This window comes from Actinoplanes sichuanensis, assembly GCF_033097365.1.
GTDB lineage: Bacteria > Actinomycetota > Actinomycetes > Mycobacteriales > Micromonosporaceae > Actinoplanes > Actinoplanes sichuanensis.
Map to the genome: position 1 here is coordinate 10,147,441 of NZ_AP028461.1, position 20,637 is coordinate 10,168,077.

The following is a 20,637-nucleotide window of genomic DNA, read 5'->3' on the forward strand; positions in this document are numbered from 1 at the left end:
GGCGCGCACCCGGGAGCACATGATGGCCTTTCCCGACATCCGCCCGCGACGTCTCCGCCGGACCCCGGCCATCCGCCGGCTGGTGGAGGAGACCCGGCTCGCCCCGTCCGAGCTGATCCTCCCGATGTTCCTCAAGGAGGGACTGACCGAGCCGAAACCGATCAGCTCGCTGCCGGGCGTCGTCCAGCACACCCGCGAATCGCTGCGCAAGGCCGCGGCCGAGGCGGTCGCGGCCGGTGTCGGCGGCCTGATGCTCTTCGGGGTGCCGGACAACGCGAACAAGGACGAGACCGGTTCGGCCGGTCTCGACCCGGACGGCATCCTCAACGTCGGCCTCCGCGACCTGCGGGCCGAGCTGGGCGACTCCACGGTCATCATGAGCGACCTGTGTCTCGACGAGTTCACCTCGCACGGCCACTGTGGTGTGCTCGCCGGTGACGGCTCGGTCGACAACGACGCCACCTTGAAGATCTACGCCGACATGGCCGTCGCCCAGGCCGACGCCGGAGCCCACATGGTCGGCCCGTCCGGCATGATGGACGGTCAGATCGGCGTCATCCGCCGTGCCCTCGACGCGGCCGGCCACCAGGACATCGCGATCCTCGCCTACTCCGCGAAATACGCGGGCGCCTTCTACGGCCCGTTCCGTGAGGCCGTCGAGTCGACGTTGCAGGGTGACCGCCGCCAGTACCAGCAGGACCCGCCGAACCTCCGCGAGGCCCTGCGCGAGGTCGACCTCGACATCGCCGAGGGCGCCGACATCGTCATGGTCAAGCCGGCACTGCCCTACCTGGACATCATCGCCGCGATCCGCGACCGGGTGACCGTTCCGGTCGCCGCCTACCAGGTCTCCGGCGAGTACGCGATGGTCGAGGCGGCCGCCGCGAACGGCTGGATCGACCGCGAGCGCGTCATCCTCGAATCGCTCACCTCGATCAAGCGCGCCGGCGCCCAGATCACCCTCACCTACTGGGCCGTCGAGGCGGCGAATCTCATTCGAAACCGCTAGGTGGTACGCCGTCGGCCGCCCCTCGCCGAACCACACCCACCGTGGCGGCCACGCGAGGCAGGCGGCCCGTCCGGCCGAAACGCGACCGCCGGGCTGATCCGGTGGTAACGGCTGGTTGTGAGGGCTGTCCCGGCGCATCGGGACAGCCCTGAGGACCAGCCGGGTCAGTCGGTCGGCTCCAGGGACTGGACCAGCTGCGTCACGTCGGCGATGTATTCGAACCAGTCACGGTCGGACTGGTAGCCCAGTTCCGCGTTGACCTTCAGCATCGACTCGTTGTGCTGCGCGTTCCACGTCTGCACCTGACCCAGCGTCGGTTCGGCGGCCCGCAGCTCGAACAGCATCCGTGCCTTGATCGCCCGGTCGATGCCGTAGCCGCGATGCTCCCGGACGACGATCGTGTCGTACTGATCGGCCCGCTCCGGATGCTGCGCCGGCACCACCACCTCGGTCAGTCCGGCCACGTTTCCGGTCGACTCGTGGATCGCCAGCACGATGTAAGGTTTCAGGCCGCGCTTGTGCAGCGTCTCCAGCGAGTCACGCAGCCGCTGCGGATCCGATGATCGGGGCGCCAGGTCCAGATCGTCGTCGTCCCGCTGTGCCTCGGCCTTGGCCTGGGCGTAGGCGGCGAGCAGATGGTCGGGTGGGCCGCCCGGGTGGTACTCGATCCGGTAACCGGCACTGATCCCGCTGGCCATCCCGCCGAGCGCGAGCCAGTCCACCGTGTTCAGGTTGAGGACACTGCGGGTCTCCACATACTCCCGCTCGAATCCGAGGGACTCGTAGAACGGGATCGCCGACGTGCCGCCGATCGCCTCGACGCCGATCGACGAGAAACCCTCCAGATAGGCCCGCCGCGCCGCCACCGCCAGCAACTGCCGGCCCAGCCCGCGACGCCGCAATTCGGGCCGGACCACCACCTCGAGCACGCCGATGTCGCCGAGCAACAGGATGTTCACGTGCCCGAAGATCTTTCCCTCGCCCTCCGGGAGGCGATCGTCCTCGGCGATCCAGGTGATCCGGCGCTCGCCCGGCATGGTCTCGGCCAGATACTCCCTGACCTGCACGTCCCGCCAGGGTGGATCATCCGGTAGATCTACCGCCAGGACCGCGTTCACCGTCTCCACGAGCGAGTTGATCTCGGTCGCGGACGCGGAGCGGGGATCCCATTCACGCACCCTCACTCGTACATCGTGCCGTTTGTGAGACCTTCAGGGAAGTGCTGACCACGCAAAAGTACGCGGTACTCACAGAGCGTCGCTATGATCACCGATGTCTCGGCGACCGTTCAGGTCAGAGCTTGCTGCGCCGGCCGTAGTCGTCGGCGGTCGCGAACACCTTCTGCGCGTACGGCCGGACCGCGTTGTACGACAGGATCGCGTCCCACCATGCGTCCGGCTTGGACAGGTCGCGGCTGCCCTTGCACAGATAGGTCGCCGCGGTCAGTGCGGCGTCGTCGATGTCGTTCGGGTTGGCCACGCCGTCCCGGTCCGCGTCGACCGCCGTCTCCTTCCAGGTCGACGGGATGAACTGCATCGGCCCGATCGCCCGGTCGAATGCGGTGTCGCCGTCGAGCGCGCCCCGGTCGGTGTCGGCGATCAGCTGCCGACCGCCCTGGCCGTCGAGCGGCAGCCCGAGGATCGTCGGCTGCGCCACCCCGTCCGCGCCGAGCACCGCGCCGTTGAAGCTGCCGTGCGACGACTCCACCTTGCCGATCGCGGCGAGCGTGGTCCAGTCCAGACGGCAGCCCGGGTTGGTCTGCGCGAGCACCAGCTCGGCGTAGCCGTAAGCCTGCACCGCCACCACCGGGATGCCCACCCGGGTGCCGGTCTGCTCGGCCCAGGCGGCCAGCGCGTCGGCGGGCCGGGCCGCGTTCACCGCCGGTTGGGTGGGCAGCACGCCCGGCAGGCCGGTGGTGGCGCCCGGAACCGGGTAACTCGGCAACGTCCCGGTCCCCGGCAGGCCGGGCTGGTTTCCGGGCGACTCCCACACCGCCGGCGGCACCGAACCCTGCGGATCGGCACCGAACGTGGGAGTGGCGCTGGGTGTCGGCTTCGCCTCCAGTGCCTGTGGCACCAGGTAGGCCCCGAACGATCCGGCCAGCACGACGAGCGTCGCCACCAGGACACCGGGCACCACGACCCGGCCGGCCGGCCCTCTGGTCCAGGCGTAGACCCCGCGAGCGGCCCGTCCGGTGGCGTGCAGTGGCCGGAACCGCCGCCGCGCCTTCCCCGGGGCCGCCTTGCCCTCGGCACCCGGTTTCGCGCCGCTCGCGGGCGTGGAGTCATCGCCTGACTTCGTGTCGCCCGCGGTCTTGGGATCCCCGGCAGCCTTGGCGTCGCCCGGCTTGGCGTCGCCCGGCTTGGCGTCGCCCGGCTTGGCGTCGCCCGGCTTGGCGTCGCCCGGCTTGGCGTCGCCCGGCTTCGTGTCGCTCGGCTTCGTGTCGCCCGGCTTCGTGTCGCTCGGCTTCGCATCACCTGGTTTGGCGTCGCCCAGTTTGGTGTCGCCTGGCTTTGCGTCGGTCGGGTTCGTGTCGCCCGGTTTGGCGTCGCCTGGCTTCGCGTCGCCTGGCTTCGCGTCGCCTGGTTTCGTGTCGCCCGGCTTTGCGTCCTCGGGTGGGGCTGCTCCGGCGCCCTTCGCCTTGTCGGCGGACGCTGGCGCGGTGTCGCCGGAAGCCTTACCGATGTCCGGTGTGGTCGCGGCGGGCACCCCCGTGCCGTCCCGCCCCGCCAGCGGGTCGGAGAGCGCGGCCGCCGTCGGCGCCGTCTCGGAGGGCGAGGTCGGTGCCGGCCCGGCCTGCGGCGTCCCGGTGTGAGACTTCGCGGCAGGCCGCGGCTCCGCGGTGTCGGCCGATGCGGATGCCGCCTCAGCCGCGGCCGATGCGGACACTGGCTCAGCGGACGCGGGTGCGGACTTAGCGGAGGCGGAGTCGGAGGTGGGTGCGGGCTTAACGGGGGCGGGTCCGGGTGCGGGCTCAGCGGAGGCGGGGGAGGTGTCGACGGGGGCCGCGCCCGAACTAGCCAGCGGCCCACGCTGATGAGGAGCCGCGGATCGCAGCTCCGGCCGCTCTGCTGGGTTGTTCGACGCCTCCACCACGGGTCGACCCTACCCGCCGGAAACCACTCTCGGGAGGTACGTCGGCCGCCTGTGGACAACGCCTCGGCAACGGTCCGGCAACTCCTCGCCGAACTCGCCGTGCGCTGCCTACCGCACGGGCCCTACGCTGGTCGGATGCCGCGTTATGAGTTCCGGTGCCGGTCGTGTGGCGCCACGTTCGAAGTCAGCCGTCCGATGCGTGCTGCGAGCGACCCGGCGGACTGCCCGCAGGGCCACGCCGACACCGTCAAGCTGCTGTCCACAGTCGCTGTCACGGGCCGTGGCGGCGCGGCCACGCCCGGTCCGTCCGGCGGCGGCGGTGGGGGAGGTTGTTGCGGCGGAGGCTGCGGCTGCTGATCGGTCCGGCGCCGCTCGGCTCCTCCCGACCCGGCCGCTCGGCCCCTCCCGGACGGGCCGCGAGGTTTCTGCCGGTCGGGCCATGAGGCTTCTCCCGAGCGGGCCGCGAGGTTTCTGCCGGTCGGGCCGCGAGGCTTCTCCCGAGCGGACCGCGAGGTTTCTGTCGGTCCGGCCGGGCGGCTCCTCCCGGTCCGGCCGCGCGGCTGTCGACTTCGGCCGGTGACCTTCTCCTTGCTCCCGGTGGCGATTCGTTGCCCCATACGGGTACACCCGCGCGCCCCCACGGTTTTGGCCGCGCACGGCGTTTCCGCGTTCGATCTCTTTCGTTACGAGACGCGTAGTCCCGTATGCCTCCGGTCGATGCCGCGATCAGGATGTCCTCCGTAAGGGGTCGGCCATGGCGGGCACATGATTACCGTCCGTTTCTAGGATGGGCGGTAACGCAGAGAAACGGCAGCATGTTTCGCGACTTCCCAAAGGGGGCGGAGGTTCCACCGTGTCGGGACGGATCGAGCTACCCAGTGGCCTGGTGACCTTTATGTTCACCGACATCGAGGGCTCGACGCGACTTGCCCGGATGCTCGGTGAGGCGTACCGGAATGTTCTCGGAGCGCATCGAGCAGTGCTACGCGGAGTATTCGACGACTTTTCTGGTGTCGAGCTCCTCACTGAGGGTGACTCCTTTTTCGTGGCTTTCTCGAACGCTGACGCGGCGGTCGCGGCGTGTGTCGAAGCGCAGCGTCGACTGTCCGCTCATGACTGGCCCCGTGCCGACGCCGTGCCCCGCGTCCGGATGGGTCTACACACCGGCCGCGCGGTGCCGATCGGCCAGGAGTATGCGAGCGCCGAAGTCCACCGGGCCGCGCGGGTGTCCGCTGCCGCCCATGGTGGCCAGGTGCTCTGCTCGGAAGCGACGGCCCTCGCGGTGACCGCCACTTACGCCGCCACCACGGGCGGTTCGACAGGTGCCGCGGCCGCCGCCACGCTGGCCACCGTGGACCTGCTCGACCTGGGCGCCTACCGGTTACGCGGCTTCGACGACGACGAGCGGCTGTTCCAGGTGATGGCGCCGGGCCTGGAACGGGACTTCCCCCGCCCCCGGACCGCGCAGGCGCCCCGACACAACCTGCCCGCCGAGCACACCCCGTTCGTCGGCCGCCGGACCGAGTTGTCCGAGCTGGCCGGCCTGATCAGTCACCACCGCCTGGTCACGGTCGTCGGTCCCGGTGGATCCGGCAAGACCCGCCTCACCCATGCCGTGGCCGAGCAGCTGCTTCCGGCGTACCCCGGCGGGGTCTGGACGATCGATGCCGCCGGCGCGGCGAAAGGCCTGCCCACCGCATTGGCCGCGGCCCTCGGCCTGCGCCCCGAGCCGGGCCGCCCGATGATCGACACGCTGGTCGAGGAGTGCGCCGAGCGCCGCATGCTGGTGGTGCTGCAGACGTGTGACGCGGCGCCCGCGCTGACCACCACGATGGTGCACCGGCTGCTCAGCCGCTGCCGCCGCCTGGATGTGGTGGCGACCGGTCGGGCGCCGCTCGCGCTCGCCGGGGAGACCGTGTGGCGGATCCCGCCGCTCGTGCCGGCCGACGCGTTCGCCCTGCTCCGGGACCGGGCGGCGGCCGCGCAGGGCGGGCGGCCGGGAGACGGCGATCCGCAGTTGGCCCGGCTCGCCGCCCGGCTGGAGGGTTCGCCGCTGGCGATTCAACTGGCCGCGGCCCGGTTGCGGCTGCTGCCGGCCGAGCAGTTGGCCCGGCGGCTCGACGACCCGCTCGGTGCGCTCGACAACGACGCCGCCGGTGACGGCCGGCACGCCAGCCTGGCCAACAACCTGACCTGGTCCTACCGCACTCTGGGCAGCCGCGCGGCCGAGCTGCTGCGCCGGCTCGCCGTATTCGCCGGGCCGGTCGACCTGGAGACCGTCGAGTGGTACGACCCGGAGGCCCTCAGCGCCCTCTCCGAGCTCGCCGACAAGTCGCTGGTCGAGGTGCTGCCCGGACCCCGATACCGGCTGTCCGAGCAGGTTCGGGCGTACGCGCTGCGCCGTCTCGCCTCGACCGGTGACGAGCCGGCTGCCCGGGAACGGCATCTCACGTGGTCGCTGCACACCCTGGACCGGGTCACCACCGACCCCGACGACCAGGTCCGCACCCTGTCGCTGACCGAGCTGAGCCCGTACGTGGGGGAGTGGCAGGCGGCCCTGCGCTGGGCCGCCGAGACCGGTGACGTGGCCGCCGGGCTGCGGCTGGCCACCGCCCTCGACCCGTGGTGGCGTGAGCATGGCGAGACCCGTGAGGGTCGGGAACTACTCGACGCGCTCTATCGCCGGCTGCCCGCCGACGTCCCGCCGTCGGACCTGGGCGCCGCCTACCTGATGCACGCCGGTCTCAGCACCGAACGCGGCGAGCAGGAGCATTACCTGGACCTCGCCGAGGGCACGGTGGAGGCGGTCGACGAGGGGCCGGAGTTCGCGGTCCGGCTCAACGTCGCCCGTCTGGCGCTGACCGTAGATGATCTCGGCGCCGCCGAGCGGGACTGTCGTGCGGTGATCGCTCAGGCCGAAGGGGCCGGCGTACCGCACGCCGCGTTCCCGGCCGTGCTCTCGCTGGCCGAGCTGCTCTGGCGCCGGGACGCGCTGACCGAGGCGGCCGAACTGCTCGGTGCCGCGCGCCATCTGGAGACCGCCCGTCCCGAGGACCGCGGCCGCCGGGCCGTCGACTGGCTGCTCGGCATGGTCGCGTTGCGTCGCGGCGACCTGGTGGCCGCTCATGATCACCTGGTGGTGGCGTTGCGGTCCCGGCTGCGGCACGGTTTCCGGGGTGCGGCCGCCGACGCGGTGGCGGCGATCGCGGTCCGCTGTGTGCTGGGCGGCGATCCGGCGACCGCGACGGTGCTGTTCGGTGGCGCGGAGGCGGCCCACGGCGCTCGCCGGACCGCGTCGTTCGGTGCGTTCTGGTCGGCCCAGCAGGCTTCGCTGCGGGCCGCGCTCGGCGATGCCGCCTTCGACGCGGCCTACGCCGACGGCGCCGGCATCGGCTTCGACCGGATAGTCGCCATGGCCCTGGCGGTGGAACACCCCGACCTGGAGAACGGCGCCGCCCGGTTCGCTCAGATAGTCAGATGATCATTTGGTACGGAGACCGCGAGCCGTGACCCGAGCCGATCATGGCCCGGCGTTCCGACCGTAGTCGGCGGCCGGCGGTCGCGGGCCGTCCCACCGGCCAGGCCGTTCGGATTCGGCCCGGCGGTCGCGGGCCGCACTAACCGCCCGGCCGTTCGGATTCGGCTCAACGGTCGCGGGCCGCCCCACCGCCTCAGCCATCGGATTCAGCCCGGCGGTCGCGTCGGCGGCCGGGACCGGCCGCGGGCGTCGCGGGGCACCGGCGGGGCGGCGTGGTCTGCGGTTGCCGGCGGTTCCGGGCGTACCGAATGAATCATGGTCTGGGCAGGAACCGGACCGACTCGTAGTAGGTGAACGCGATGCCGTTGCAGAACGGCTGCGCGAGCATGTGCCGCCGATCGCAGGTGCGGCGCAGATCGGCCCGGAAGACCTCGTCCAGCCGGTCCTTGTGCCGGGCGAGATCGGCCCGGTAGTTGCGGTAGCCGAAGTCGTGATGCCGGCAGGCGTCGGCGAAGTCGAACCCGGCCGGGACGTCCGGCGCCCGCGAGCACACGTCGCTGGACCAGTCGAACCGGTAAGCCGCCCAGCGGGCCTGATCACGGCGGGCGGCGAGCCACGCGGCGGTGCTCTCCGCGGTCGGCTGGGTCCAGCCCGCCAGGATCTCGTCCCGACTCTGGGAGGCGGTGACCGCGGGTGAGGCCGCCACCGCGGGCGAGGCGGCGGCGGGTGTGGCGGGTGCCGCCGGGAGCATTGCGGCGACGAGGGCCGCGGTTACCGCCATGTGGGGCATGTGGGACCTCCGACGCGCGGCCGGTGACTGATGTGATGTCCTGGGATACGTCCTTCAGCTTGACCGTTAAGGTGATCGCGTGCGGGCGGTTCCATGATTCATCTACCTCTGGTCCGGCAGGGACCGCTGAAAGCTCTCGGGCTCCGGCTGTTGATGGCGACTTCCCTGGTGCTGCTCGCGGTCACGGTGATCTACCTCGACCGGGACGGTTATCGGGACGTCAACGAGGACGGCCTGACCCTGCTCGACTGCTTCTACTACGCGGTCGTCTCACTCTCCACCACCGGCTACGGCGACATCACGCCGGAGACCCAGGCGGCCCGGTTGGTGAACGTCCTGTTCATCACCCCGGCCCGGGTCCTCTTCCTGATCATCCTGGTCGGCACCACACTGGAGGTGCTGACCGACCAGTACCGCAAGGGCCTTCGGGTCAGCCGGTGGAGGCGCAAGTTGAAGGACCACGTGATCATCTGCGGTTACGGCACGAAGGGCCGGGCCGCGGTCGCCGCGCTGTTGGAGACCGGGTACGACAAGTCCCGGATCGTCATCGTGGAAAACCGTGAGGCGGGCGTCCGGCAGGCCGCGGCCGGCGGCTTCGTGGTGATCGAGGGTGACGCCACCAGGTCGTCGGTGCTGAACGAGGCCGATGTGAAGAACGCCAAGTCGGTCATCATCGCCACCGACCGGGACGAGGCGTCGGTGCTGATCACGCTGACCGTGCGCCAGTTGACCGCCGGCCAGGTGCGGATCATCGCAGCGGTCCGCGAGCAGGAGAACGCCGCGCTGCTGAAGCAGAGCGGCGCCCACCATGTGATCGTGTCGTCGTCGACGGCCGGTCGTCTGCTGGGCCTGACCACCACCGCGCCGCCGCTGATCGACGTGGTGGAGGACCTGCTGACCCCCGGTCAGGGCATGGCGCTGGCGATGCGGTCCGCCGAGCGGGCCGAGGTGGGCCGCAATCCCCGGGAGCTGCCCACCCTGGTGGTGGCGCTGATCCGCCGGGGCAAGGTGCTGCCGCTCGGTGGCGAGCAGGCCGTCACGATCGAGACCGGCGACCTGCTCGTCTACATCCGCGACGACGAAAGCGTCCCCAGCGGGGTCAGCGTCTAGACGATCGTCCAGGTGTCGCCCGAGTTCAGCAGGCCGTCGAGCATCTCCTCCGGGGTTCCGGTGGCCTGTGCCTGCGCGTCGAGCACCTGCTTGCGGACGATCTCGTCGTAGGACGGCCGCTGCACGCTGCGGAAGATCCCGATCGGGGTGGTGTTCAGATCGGAGCCGGAGAGCCGGCTGAGCGCGAACGCGTACGCCGGGTCGTCCACGGTCGCGTCGTGGATGATCGGCGTGCCGCCCTCCTGCACCTTCAGGCCGAAGCTGCCCTCCGGGTGCACGACGTTGAGGTTGCCGACGGTGATCGGTTCGCCCTGTTCGAGCCGGATCAGATGGGCGTCCCGGGTGTCGGCGTCCTTGATCAGGTCGAAGGCGCCGTCGTTGAAGATGTTGCAGTTCTGGTAGATCTCGACGAACGCCGAACCCTGGTGTTCGGCGGCGGCCCGCAGCACCGACTGGAGGTGCTTGGCGTCCGAGTCGATGGTCCGTGCCACGAAGGTGGCCTCGGCGCCCAGCGCCAGCGAGAGCGGGTTGAACGGGGTGTCCGCCGAGCCGGTCGGCGTCGACTTGGTGATCTTGCCGATCTCCGAGGTGGGTGAGTACTGACCCTTGGTGAGGCCGTAGATCCGGTTGTTGAACAGCAGGATCTTCAGGTTCACGTTGCGCCGCAGCGCGTGGATCAGATGGTTGCCGCCGATGGACAGGGCGTCGCCGTCACCGGTGACCACCCAGACGTTCAGGTCGGGGCGGGACGTGGACAGCCCGGTCGCGATCGCCGGGGCCCGGCCGTGGATCGAGTGCATCCCGTAGGTGTTCATGTAGTACGGGAACCGGGACGAGCAGCCGATGCCGGAGACGAAGACGATCTTCTCGCGCGGGATGCCCAGCTCCGGCATGAACCGCTGCATCGCGGCGAGGATCGAGTAGTCACCGCAGCCGGGACACCAGCGGACCTCCTGGTCCGACTTGAAGTCCTTGGCGGTCAGTTTCAGAGCGACCGTCTCAGCCATTCTTGACCACGTCCTCCAGCATGCTCTCCAGCGTCGCGGCGGTGAACGGCAGGCCGCTGATCTGGTTGAACGGAACCGCGTCGACCAGGTACTTCGACCGGATCACGGCGGCCAGCTGACCGAGATTCATCTCCGGGACGACGACCTTGTCGTAACCGGCCAGAACCTCACCGAGGTTCGCCGGCAGCGGTGACATGTGCCGCAGGTGCGCCTGCGCGATGGTGAGCCCGCGCTGGCGCAGCGCACGACAGGCCGCGCCGATCGGGCCGTAGGTCGAGCCCCAGCCGAGCACCAGCACACTCGCCGCCTCGGACGGATCCTCGACGTCCACATCGGGAACTCCGATGGCGTCGATGCGGGCCTGCCGGGTGCGGACCATGAACTCGTGGTTCGCCGGGTCGTAGGAGATGTCGCCGGTCTTGTCGGCCTTCTCCAGACCCCCGATGCGGTGCTCCAGGCCCGGCGTCCCGGGCACGGCCCATGGCCGCGCCATCGTCTCCGGATCGCGGAGGTACGGCAGGAAGCGCCCGTCCTCGGCGTTGGGCGCCGTGGCGAACGAGACCTGCAGGTCGGGCAGTTCGTCGACGGACGGCAGCAGCCACGGCTCGGACCCGTTGGCGACGTAGTTGTCGGACAGCAGGATCACCGGGGTGCGGTAGGTCAGCGCGATCCGGGCCGCCTCCAGCGCCGCGTGGAAACAGTCGGACGGCGACTTGGGTGCGATCACCGCGAGGGGCGCCTCGCCGTGCCGGCCGTACAGCGCCATGTTGAGGTCGGCCTGCTCGGTCTTGGTCGGCATGCCGGTCGACGGGCCGGCCCGCTGCACGTCGACGATCACCAGCGGCAGCTCCAGCGCGATGGCCAGCGAGATGGTCTCGCCCTTGAGTGCCACGCCGGGCCCGGAGGTGGTGGTGACGCCGAGCGCCCCGCCGTAGGACGCGCCGAGCGCCGCCCCGATCGCCGCGATCTCGTCCTCGGCCTGCATCGTGGTGACGCCGAACCGCTTGTGCTTGGACAGCTCGTGCAGGATGTCGGAGGCCGGCGTGATCGGGTAGGCGCCGAGGAACAGCGGCAGTTTCGACCGGACCGCGGCGGCCACCAGCCCGAGCGCGAGCGCCTGGTTGCCGGTGATGTTGCGGTAGGTGCCGGGCAGCATCTTCGCCGGTTTGATCTCGTAGCGCACCGAGAACGCCTCGGTGGTCTCGCCGTAGTTCCACCCGGCCCGGAACGCGTCCTTGTTCGCCGCGACCAGGTCGGGCCGCTTGGCGAACTTGCGCTCCAGGAACCGGAGCGTCGACTCGTACGGCCGCGAGTACATCCAGCTGAGCAGCCCCAGCGCGAACATGTTCTTGGCCCGCTCGCCGTCCTTCTTCGAGACGCCGCTCTCGGCCAGCGCGCCTAGGGTCAGGGAGGTGAGGGCCACCGGGTGCACCGCGAACTCGTCGAGCGAGCCGTCCTCCAGGGGACTGACGGCGTAGCCGACCTTGGTCAGGTTGCGGCGGGTGAACTCGTCGGTGTTGACGATGATGTCGGCCCCGGCGGGCAGGTCGGCCAGGTTCGCCTTGAGCGCGGCCGGGTTCATCGCCACGAGCACGTTCGGCGCGTCGCCGGGGGTCAGGATGTCGTAGTCGGCGAAGTGCACCTGGAAACTGGAGACCCCGGGCAGGGTCCCGGCTGGTGCGCGGATCTCCGCCGGGAAGTTCGGAAGCGTCGAGATGTCGTTGCCGAGCTGGGCGGTCTCCGACGTGAACCGGTCACCGGTGAGCTGCATGCCGTCACCGGAGTCACCGGCGAATCGGATGACCACCCGGTCCAGCTGTTCGACTCGCTTCTCGACTGGCTTCTCGGGAGCGGCCACGATTCAACCTCCAAAAGGCGCGGTCGGCTGCGTCACGAGTGTCGATGAGCCGGCCCGCAGATCGTCACTTCCACACTACGTCGCCGCTCCTTACGAAGGGGCCGCGGACCGTTGCCCACAGTAGCCATCAGGTACCACGGCGAGCTAGTGCTCTTCGGTAGGCTGCACGATCGTGGAGGGATATCTGGGCTCGTATGCGGTTCTCGGTCTCGTCCTGGCCGCCGGTGTCCTGCTGTTCGTTGCCGCGTTCGGTGCGAACCGGCTGCTCCGGCCGGGCCGTCCGGCGGAACCGGCGGGCAAGCGGATCTCCTATGAGAGCGGCATCGATCCGGTCGGCGGGGACTGGGCGCAGGCGCAGATCCGGTATTACGTTTACGCGTACCTTTACGTGCTTTTCGCAGTAGAGGCGGTTTTTCTCTTCCCGTGGGCGGTGATCTTCGATCGTCCCGGTTTCGGCGGCCTGTCCATCGCGGAGATGGGCATCTTCGTCGCGGTGCTCGCGCTCGGGATCGTCTACGCCTGGCGCAAGAAGATCCTCCGCTGGACCTGATCCAGACGGGTGGCGGTCTCGCCTCCGGAAAGCGGACATGTCAACATCGTGCGCATGGGTCAGCTTCTGCTCTTCATCGTCGTGGCTCTGGTCGTCGCGACGATCGTCTTCGGCGTGACCGTGTTGCTGAGCGGGGGCGACCCCGGCCTGACCCCGGTCGAGCCCGACGGCCGTGCGGTCCCGCTGCCCGGTGACCGTCCCCTCGGCGAGGAGGACATCTCCCGGACCAGGTTCGACACGGTCTGGCGGGGCTACCGGATGGCTCAGGTCGACCAGGCCCTGCAGCGGGCGGCGTACGACATCGGCTACAAGGGTGAGCTGATCGGCGTGCTCGAGGCCGAGGTGGCCGCGCTGCGCGAGGGCCGGCTCGACGACGCCGACGCGCTGCGCAAGGCTCGCGAGGCCGCGCTCGCCCCGACCGCCGCGGTCCCGCCCGTCCCCGAGCCGCCGGTCATCCCGATGGAGCCGTCCGTCGAGGACGACCCGGTCCAGGAGCCGGTGGAGAAGAGATGAGCAACGACTCGGAGGCAGGCCCAGGTGAGTTCACCGCCACGGTGATCGTCAACGCGCCCGCGCCCAAGGTCTTCTCCGCGTTCATGGACTGGGAGAAGCAGTCGGACTGGATCCCGTTCACCCGGGTCCGGGTGGTCGAGGGCGACGGCGGCGAGGGGAGCCTGGTCGAGGCGGTCACCGCGCTCGGCCCGGCCACCCTTCGCGACGAGTTGCGGGTGGTCAAGGTCAACGCGCCGTACGAGGTGCGCGTCGTGCACTGCGGCAAGGTGCTGAAGGGCCCGGGGGCGATGCGCTGCACCGCGATGTCCGGCGACCGTACCCAGGTGGTCCTGCACGAGTGGTTCCAACTGCCGGCCGGCGCGGTCGGCAAGATCGCCTGGCCGGTCCTGTGGCCCGGTTCGAAGCTGGGCTTCACCGGTGCCCTCAAACGGTTCGCCCGCCTCGTCGAGCAGGGTCGCCTCCCGTGACCGACACCGGCATCGTGATCGGCGCCGACGGTCGTCCCCGCTGCTTCTGGGGCGGCAGTACACCCGACTACGCGCCCTACCACGACGACGAGTGGGGCAAGCCGGTCCGCGGTGACGACGCCCTCTTCGAGCGGCTCACCCTGGAGGCGTTCCAGTCCGGCCTGTCGTGGATCACCATCCTGCGCAAGCGGCCGGCGTTCCGGGCCGCGTTCGCCGGGTTCTCGATCGAGAAGGTCGCCGAGTTCACCGAGGCCGACGCCGCCCGTCTGATGACCGACCCGGGCATCGTCCGCAACCGGATGAAGGTCGACGCGGCCCTGCACAACGCCCGGGTGGCGGTCGGGCTGGACCTGACCGGGCTGCTCTGGTCGTTCGCGCCCGCGAGACGGGATCGGCCGAAGACCCGCGCCGACGTCCCGGCGACCACACCCGAGTCCATCGCGATGGCCAAGGCGCTCAAGAAGCAGGGCTTCAAATTCGTCGGACCCACCACCGCGTACGCGTTGATGCAGGCCACCGGCATGGTCGACGACCACCTCACGGACTGCTGGGTGCCCGTGATGAGATGACACCATGGCTCAGTTCGTGGTGATCATTCCGGAAGGGCAGTGGGCGACCGAGCGGTTGTTCCAGCACGACGCGGTGACGGTGCCCGCCGTCGACTCCGCCACCGTCGGTGACGAGGTGTTGCTGGTCGCCGAGGAGCAGGTCGTGGCCCTGGCGCGGGTGGAGAAATCGGACGGCGAGCTCGCATTGTGGTACCTACGTCGCGCCTTCGACGAGGCGATCCCGTATGAGGGGTCGGCCGGCGCGATCGACGAGGAGACCTTCCAGCGGTATGCCCGGCGCCTCGGCCCGCCCGCCGACAAGAAGGCCTGGCTGGTCAGCGTCGCCATGCCGATCGAGGCGGCGAACCCGGCCGAGGCCGTCCGTCAGTTCTGGTCGCACGTGCTGGAGCTCGGCCCGGCCGAGCTGCCCACCTACGTCTGGCCGTCCGGTGACGAGCTGGCCATGCAGGCCTTCGTCCTCGGGGCCGAGGCGAACCAGGACCCCGAGGAGGAAGACGAGGACGAGTAGTCCTCAGCGGCCCTGGTATTCGGGCTTCTGCTTGTTCAGGAAGGCGTTGACCGCGGCCGAGTGGTCCGCGGTCGCGCCACAGATGGCCTGGGCCTGCGCCTCGGCGGCCAGGGCGTCGGAGAGCGTGCCGGCGTCACCGATGGACAGCTCCCGCTTGATCGCGCCGTAGGCGATCGTCGGGCCCGCGGCCAGCCGGGCGGCCAGCTCCTGTGCCCGTGGCAGAACCTGCTCGTCGTCCTCCAGCAGCTCGGTGAGCATGCCGATCCGGGACGCCTCGTCCGCCTTCACCGGCCGGGCCAGCAGCAGCAGCTCGACCGCGCGGGCGTGGCCCACGATCCGCGGCAGCGACCAGGAGATGCCGCTGTCGCCGGCCAGCCCCACGTTCGCGAAGGCCATCAGGAAGCTGGTCTTCGGGCCGCCGATCCGGAAGTCGGCGAGCAGCGACAGCGACGCGCCGGCCCCGGCCGCCATCCCGCGAACCGCGGCGATCACCGGTTTCGGCATGCTGGCCAGCCGCTGCGCGATCGGGTTGTAGTGCACCTGCACCGTGTTCAGGTCGGTGGAGCCGGCCGCCAGCAGCGTCGCGTGCTCCTTCAGGTCCTGGCCGCCGCAGAAGTTGCCGCCGGCGCCGGTCAGCACGACCGCCCGGCACGACCTGTCGCTCTCCAACTGGGCGAGCGTGTCCCGCAGCGCTTCCTTGAGGTCGACGGTGAACGAGTTCATCGCCTCGGGGCGGTTCAGGGTCAGGGTGACGACCGCGTCAGTGCGGTCGACGAGCAATGAGTCCGCCTTCAGTCCGTTCATGGGTGGCGGGTGGGGCGGTTGGATGGCGGTCATACATCTGAGAATCCCACACGTCCACCACGCACGGCCGATTGCAGGCAACGTTCCACGTGCCGGTCGGCGGCCGGGCGCAGCCGGGTCGCGTGCTTGTCGAAGAAGAGCGCGGCCTTCACCCCGGGCCAGCCCGGCGGCAGCAGAGCGGTGGGCAGCTGTGGGTCCTGGAAGAGGAACGAGCGCCACGCGTGGACCAGCCGGAACCGGGCGGCGTACGCCTCCTCGTCGGTGCTTCGTGGAGTCACCCCCTTCATGACCGGGCGTAGCGTCTCGACGAACTCCTCGTACGCCTGCCCGATCCGTTTCAGGTCCCAGGCCCGCCCGACGATGTCCGATCCCGAGGTGTGGCTGGCGCTGAACCGTTCATAGCCGGCCTCGGTCTCGCTCAGCACCGCTTCGACCTCCTCTGACGCGCGCGGCGCCACCCATACCTGATCGCTGAGTGGTCCGTAGCCCAGATAGGTGAGACGCAGCGCGTCCTGCCGGACCACAGGCTGGTGGAGCAGGATCATGTCGAAGCGGCCGTCCCATCCGCCGCGACCGGTCCGGTACACCCGGGCGGCGGCCTCGTCCAGCCGGCGGGCGGCCTTGGGGGTGAGCAGATAACCCGGTCCGGAGGCCAGGCGTAGCGGATGCAGCCATCCCTGTCGCACCATTCGCGACACAGCGGTACGCACCGCCGGGGCCGCGATGTCGAGCGGGGCCAGCAGCCTCACGAGGGCCGCGACCGGGGCTCGGGAGCCGCGAGCGCGCAGGTAGTCGCCGTACAGGTCGAAGAGTGCGGACCGCGCCTGCATGACCGCACATTGTGACAGCCCGAAAGACGATATGCTAGACGCTGTCACATCCGCCCGGGCTGGGTTTGGGATCGCCGGTGTTCATCAGGGAAAATGTTTGATCGGCACGGTGGGTCGCGACACGTGAAGACGTGAAACGGCCTGAGCGGGCCGCCGGTCGGAAACGAGCACCGCGTCACGTGGGGCTGAGCACGTGACGAGGCTGCTGGCATTCCAGGAGCAAGTGGCTGTGGGGCAACCCACCGACCCTGACGTAGGTCTGAGGGGAGACAAGATGGCGGCGATGAAGCCGCGGACGGGCGATGGTCCGCTGGAGGTCACCAAGGAGGGGCGTGGCATCGTGATGCGCGTCCCGCTGGAGGGTGGTGGCCGTCTCGTCGTGGAGATGACCCCGGACGAGGCCAACGCGCTGGGTGACGCGTTGAAGCAGATCGCCGGCTGACGTTTCACGCGAGCCCGCCGGTACGGTACCGCCCGTACCGGCGGGCTTTCCACGTCTTACGGAAAGGTCATCCTCCCGTGTTCGACATCCGATTGACCGACGTGCCCGATACGTCCACCCGGGTCGTCCCGGTCGGCCCCGAGCTGGACGACGAGATGTCCGCGCTGGTCGCCGCGACCGACGGCGCCGCGACCAGGGGCCGGATCACGGTGTTCCCGCGGCCGCTGCGGAGCCCGGCCCGAGTGCTGCTCGCCGGGATCGGCGACGGTGGCGAGGCGGACTGGCGTGCCGCCGGTGCCGCCGCGATCCGGGAGACCGCGGACGACGAGGATCTCGAGGTCCACCTACCCGCCGGCACCACCGCCGAGGCGGTGCGCGGCCTGGCCGAGGGCCTGTGGCTGGGCGGATACCGATATCGCGACGCACCCCGCGGACCCCGCACCCGAGAGGTACGGATCCACGGCACGGCCCACGCCGAGAGCATCACCCGAGCGCGGGTCGCGGCGCGGGCCGCCTGGCTCGCCCGGGACCTGACGAACACACCGTCGTCGGTGAAGAACCCGGAGTGGCTCGCCGGGCAGGTCGTCGCCGAGGCCGCGACACGCCCGGGCGTGAGCGTGACCGTGCGCGCCGGCGAGGAACTGGCCCGGTTCGGTGGCCTGCTGGCGGTCGGCGGTGGCTCGGTGTCACCGCCCCGGTTCGTCGAGATGTCCTGGAACCCGCCCGGCGCCACCACCCATGTGGTCCTGGTCGGCAAGGGCATCACCTTCGACACCGGCGGCATCTCGATCAAGCCGCGTGACGGCATGAAGCTGATGAAGAAGGACATGGGCGGGGCGGCCGCGGTCATCGCCGCGACCCTCGGCGCCGCCGACCTGAATCTTCCGGTACGGGTGACCGCGCTGACCCCGCTGGCCGAGAACGCGGTGAGTGGTTCCGCCTTCCGCCCCGGTGACGTGATCACCCACTACGACGGCTCGACCAGCGAGAATACGAACTCCGACGCGGAGGGCCGGATCGTGCTGGCCGACGCGCTCGGCTACGCGGCCGACGTGCTGCACCCCGACCTGGTGATCAACCTGGCGACCCTGACCGGGGCGAACGCGGTCGCCCTCGGCAAGCGCACGGCCGCCCTGTTCAGCCCGGACGACACGCTCGCCGCCGAGCTGGCCAAGGCCGGAGCCGACGCCGGTGAGCAGATGTGGCGGCTCCCGCTCTCCGACGACTATCTGGAGAATCTGCGCAGCGACATCGCCGACCGGGTCAGCGCACCGGGCGGGCCGGGTTCGGTGATGGCCGCCCTGTTCCTGCGCGACTTCTTCGGCGACGCCCGCTGGGCCCACCTGGACATGTCCGCCCCGAGCTGGGCCGAGGCGCACGACCTGGAGCTGACCAAGGGTGCCACCGGCTGGGGCGCCCGGACTCTGCTCAATTACCTCACTTCGCTCGGCGGGGACGCCTCCGCTTAGCGCTTGACGGCGGCCAGCAGCCCGGCGCCTGACGAGATCACCGCGGGGATCCACTCCTCAGACTCGCGGATCGCCTTCACCGTCGCCCGGACGGTGAGGGTGTCCACGTCGCGGGCGGCCGGGTCACTGATCCGGCCGTTGGCGTGCGCACCGTTCACGATCAGCACCCCACCCGGCCGGAGCAGGCGCAGGGCGGCCTCGGTGCAGGCGGCGAACTCGGTGGTGTCGGCGTCCACGAAGATCAGGTCGTAGGCGCCGTCGGAGAGTCGGGGCAGCACGTTCAGGGCGCGGCCGCTGATGATCCGGGTACGCGAGGACGCGTACCCCGCCTCCTGGAAGATCCGCCGGGCGATCCGCTGGTGCTCGTGCTCGACGTCGATGGTGGTGAGGACCCCGTCCGGGCGCATGCCGCGGAGCAGCCAGATGCCGCTCACCCCGGTGCCGGTGCCGATCTCGACGACGGCCTTGGCGCGGCCGGCGGCGGCCAGCAGGCTCAGCACGGAGCCGGCGCCCGGGGAGACACAGGGCAGGCCGAGCTCGTGCGCGAGAGCACGCGCGGTCTGCAGGACCGGGTCCTCGGTGGCGAAGGTCTCGGCGAACGGCATTGACTGCGCCGCCGGCTGACCGAATGAACGAGCAGGACCGATGATGACGACCTCCGTACGGGCAATGGATGCTCGCGGCGGAACCGCGCACATCGGATAAGAGAGTAGAGCGATGTTCTCCGGTGATGCACCGCGCCGTCGATGGATAAACAACCCACTCGGCGCAGGTGCGGACCCGTGGCAAGGTGTGAACCGGTGAATCCGTGTCATCCTGGATGCGCGGAGCCGGGCTAGCGGAGTGGAGGCACCGACGTGACCGACGGCTGGAACTGGAGCCGGCCACCGACGTCCTCTGCGCACCCGCCGCCCGGCGAGCCGCAGCAGCCGTCGCCGTGGTGGTCGGGTGGGCAGGCCGATCCGTGGCGCGATCCGTACTCTCCGTCGGCGGTGGTCCTGCCGACCCCGCAGTCCACCGGCGGCACCCCGCTGGAGACCCCACCGAACCCGGACGCACCACGTCGCTCGGTCGCCTCAACCCTGGTGATCTGCCTGGTGACAGCCCTGCTCGCGGGCAGCGTGGGCGGCACGCTCGGTTTCCTCTTCGCGGTGCGCGGCGGTTACGTCGAGGGCAACCACACCGAGCTCGGTGCCACCGGGCAGAACGTTCCGGAGTCCGCCCAGCGAGCCCCCGAGTCGTACGGCGGCGTGGTCGAGCGGGTCCAGCCGAGCGTCGTCACGGTCCGGGTCAGCGGGGCGATCGGGTCCGGTTTCGTGGTCTCCACCGAGGGCTACGTGATCACCAACGATCACGTGGTCGAGGGCGCCGACGACGTCATGTCGGTCTCCTTCCACGACGGCTCCACGGCTGCCGCCACCCTCGTCGGGCGCGACCCGGAGTCCGATGTCGCAGTGATCAAAGTCGCAAAAGAGGGCCTCATCCCGGTCGCGCTCGGAAACTCCGACGAGATCGCTGTGGGTGACCCGGTGCTCGCTTTCGGTTCACCGCTGGCGTTGGTCAACACCGTGACCCAGGGCATCGTGAGCGCGCTGGACCGCACCATCCAGGCCGGCGAGGAGTCCGGCACCCGGCGCTACTACGCGGCCATCCAGACCGACGCCGCGGTCAACCAGGGCAACTCCGGTGGTCCGCTGGTCGACGGCGCAGGCCGGGTCATCGGCGTCAACTCGGTGATCCGCTCGGTCGGCGGCACCACCGCCGAGGCGGGCAACATCGGCCTCGCCTTCGCCATCCCGATCAACCAGGCCAAGCGGATCGCCGAGGACATCATCGACACCGGCAAGGCCCGGCGCACCGTGATCGGCGCCGAGGTGATGACCGGGGAGTCCTCGATCGGCGCCCGCCTCCAGTCGGTCCAGCCGGCCGGTCCGGCCGCCGGCGCCGGTCTCAAGGCCGGCGACGTGATCACCAAGCTCGACGGGCACCCGCTGGAGGACGGCATCGGCCTGATCGCCATGGTGCGGAAATACGCCCCGGGCTCGGTCGTCGCGGTCGAGTACCGGCGCGGCAGCAAGACCGCCTCGACATCGGTGACCCTCGCCGCGGACACCAACTGAAGGGTCCGGGCGGGCTG

20 protein-coding genes are annotated in these 20,637 nt (G+C 70.5%); 12 read left to right on the top strand and 8 right to left on the bottom strand.

Going from position 1 to position 20,637, the window contains the following annotated elements:
• Window positions 1-22 precede the first annotated feature (22 nt).
• Entirely contained in the window at window positions 23-1,009 is a 987-nt protein-coding gene (gene hemB / locus Q0Z83_RS46655) for a porphobilinogen synthase (protein ID WP_317789993.1), read from the top strand.
• Window positions 1,010-1,173: 164 nt separating this feature from the next.
• On the opposite strand, the gene Q0Z83_RS46660 is transcribed toward hemB, so the two are convergent.
• Window positions 1,174-2,193, bottom strand: a complete 1,020-nt coding sequence (locus tag Q0Z83_RS46660; protein ID WP_317789994.1) for a GNAT family N-acetyltransferase — start codon at window positions 2,191-2,193, stop codon at window positions 1,174-1,176.
• Window positions 2,194-2,302: 109 nt separating this feature from the next.
• Window positions 2,303-3,898 carry a lytic transglycosylase domain-containing protein gene (locus Q0Z83_RS46665; protein WP_317789995.1) on the bottom strand — a complete coding sequence of 532 codons (1,596 nt, stop codon included), beginning with the start codon at window positions 3,896-3,898 and terminating at the stop codon, window positions 2,303-2,305.
• Window positions 3,899-4,240: 342 nt separating this feature from the next.
• Between Q0Z83_RS46665 and Q0Z83_RS46670 the strand changes: the two genes are divergently transcribed.
• Window positions 4,241-4,462, top strand: a complete 222-nt coding sequence (locus Q0Z83_RS46670; protein WP_317789996.1) for an FmdB family zinc ribbon protein — start codon at window positions 4,241-4,243, stop codon at window positions 4,460-4,462.
• A gap of 496 nt (window positions 4,463-4,958) precedes the next feature.
• Window positions 4,959-7,586, top strand: a complete 2,628-nt coding sequence (locus Q0Z83_RS46675; protein ID WP_449701850.1) for an ATP-binding protein — start codon at window positions 4,959-4,961, stop codon at window positions 7,584-7,586.
• 310 nt (window positions 7,587-7,896) lie between these two features.
• Here Q0Z83_RS46675 and Q0Z83_RS46680 read toward each other — a convergent pair whose 3' ends face one another.
• A complete protein-coding gene (locus Q0Z83_RS46680) occupies window positions 7,897-8,364 on the bottom strand; it encodes a phospholipase (RefSeq protein ID WP_317789998.1) in 468 nt (155 codons plus the stop codon).
• A gap of 102 nt (window positions 8,365-8,466) precedes the next feature.
• On the opposite strand from Q0Z83_RS46680, the gene Q0Z83_RS46685 reads away from it, so the two are divergent.
• Entirely contained in the window at window positions 8,467-9,483 is a 1,017-nt protein-coding gene (locus Q0Z83_RS46685) for a potassium channel family protein (protein WP_317789999.1), read from the top strand.
• Here the strand turns inward: Q0Z83_RS46685 and Q0Z83_RS46690 are convergent.
• Window positions 9,480-10,490: a 2-oxoacid:ferredoxin oxidoreductase subunit beta gene (locus Q0Z83_RS46690; protein WP_317790000.1), complete on the bottom strand. Its 1,011-nt coding sequence runs from the start codon at window positions 10,488-10,490 to the stop codon at window positions 9,480-9,482. The two genes, Q0Z83_RS46685 and Q0Z83_RS46690, sit on opposite strands and share 4 nt — an antisense overlap.
• Window positions 10,483-12,348 (bottom strand): 2-oxoacid:acceptor oxidoreductase subunit alpha, encoded by a 1,866-nt coding sequence (locus Q0Z83_RS46695; RefSeq protein WP_317790001.1) that lies wholly within the window; start codon window positions 12,346-12,348, stop codon window positions 10,483-10,485. Before Q0Z83_RS46695 ends, Q0Z83_RS46690 begins: the two co-directional genes overlap by 8 nt.
• Window positions 12,349-12,520: 172 nt before the next feature.
• On the opposite strand from Q0Z83_RS46695, the gene ndhC reads away from it, so the two are divergent.
• Genes ndhC through Q0Z83_RS46720 form a run of 5 tightly spaced genes read left to right on the top strand, consistent with a single transcriptional unit; the run spans window position 12,521 to window position 14,955 of the window.
• The gene (ndhC, locus tag Q0Z83_RS46700; RefSeq protein ID WP_317790002.1) at window positions 12,521-12,898 is read left to right on the top strand and encodes an NADH-quinone oxidoreductase subunit A; all 378 of its coding nucleotides are present in this window, start codon (window positions 12,521-12,523) and stop codon (window positions 12,896-12,898) included.
• A 54-nt stretch (window positions 12,899-12,952) separates the two neighbouring features.
• Complete coding sequence (locus tag Q0Z83_RS46705) at window positions 12,953-13,411, top strand: DivIVA domain-containing protein (RefSeq protein ID WP_317790003.1); 459 nt, start codon at window positions 12,953-12,955, stop codon at window positions 13,409-13,411.
• Complete coding sequence (locus Q0Z83_RS46710) at window positions 13,408-13,878, top strand: SRPBCC family protein (RefSeq protein WP_317790004.1); 471 nt, start codon at window positions 13,408-13,410, stop codon at window positions 13,876-13,878. The genes Q0Z83_RS46705 and Q0Z83_RS46710 overlap by 4 nt, the downstream gene beginning before the upstream one ends.
• A complete protein-coding gene (locus tag Q0Z83_RS46715; RefSeq protein ID WP_317790006.1) occupies window positions 13,875-14,447 on the top strand; it encodes a DNA-3-methyladenine glycosylase I in 573 nt (190 codons plus the stop codon). Before Q0Z83_RS46710 ends, Q0Z83_RS46715 begins: the two co-directional genes overlap by 4 nt.
• A gap of 4 nt (window positions 14,448-14,451) precedes the next feature.
• Window positions 14,452-14,955: a hypothetical protein gene (locus tag Q0Z83_RS46720; protein WP_317790007.1), complete on the top strand. Its 504-nt coding sequence runs from the start codon at window positions 14,452-14,454 to the stop codon at window positions 14,953-14,955.
• 3 nt (window positions 14,956-14,958) lie between these two features.
• On the opposite strand, the gene Q0Z83_RS46725 is transcribed toward Q0Z83_RS46720, so the two are convergent.
• The gene (locus Q0Z83_RS46725; RefSeq protein ID WP_317790008.1) at window positions 14,959-15,759 is read right to left on the bottom strand and encodes an enoyl-CoA hydratase-related protein; all 801 of its coding nucleotides are present in this window, start codon (window positions 15,757-15,759) and stop codon (window positions 14,959-14,961) included.
• Between the two features lie 29 nt (window positions 15,760-15,788).
• Complete coding sequence (locus Q0Z83_RS46730) at window positions 15,789-16,589, bottom strand: PaaX family transcriptional regulator (RefSeq protein WP_317790009.1); 801 nt, start codon at window positions 16,587-16,589, stop codon at window positions 15,789-15,791.
• Window positions 16,590-16,863: 274 nt separating this feature from the next.
• On the opposite strand from Q0Z83_RS46730, the gene Q0Z83_RS46735 reads away from it, so the two are divergent.
• Window positions 16,864-17,031 (top strand): DUF3117 domain-containing protein, encoded by a 168-nt coding sequence (locus Q0Z83_RS46735; protein WP_317790010.1) that lies wholly within the window; start codon window positions 16,864-16,866, stop codon window positions 17,029-17,031.
• A 77-nt stretch (window positions 17,032-17,108) separates the two neighbouring features.
• Window positions 17,109-18,500, top strand: coding sequence for a leucyl aminopeptidase family protein (locus Q0Z83_RS46740; RefSeq protein WP_317790011.1), 1,392 nt, complete (start codon window positions 17,109-17,111; stop codon window positions 18,498-18,500).
• Here Q0Z83_RS46740 and Q0Z83_RS46745 read toward each other — a convergent pair.
• Window positions 18,497-19,105, bottom strand: a complete 609-nt coding sequence (locus tag Q0Z83_RS46745) for an O-methyltransferase (protein WP_317790012.1) — start codon at window positions 19,103-19,105, stop codon at window positions 18,497-18,499. The genes Q0Z83_RS46740 and Q0Z83_RS46745 overlap by 4 nt on opposite strands.
• A 252-nt stretch (window positions 19,106-19,357) precedes the next feature.
• On the opposite strand from Q0Z83_RS46745, the gene Q0Z83_RS46750 reads away from it, so the two are divergent.
• Window positions 19,358-20,620 (top strand): S1C family serine protease, encoded by a 1,263-nt coding sequence (locus tag Q0Z83_RS46750; RefSeq protein WP_317790013.1) that lies wholly within the window; start codon window positions 19,358-19,360, stop codon window positions 20,618-20,620.
• The last annotated feature ends 17 nt before the right edge of the window (window positions 20,621-20,637 follow it).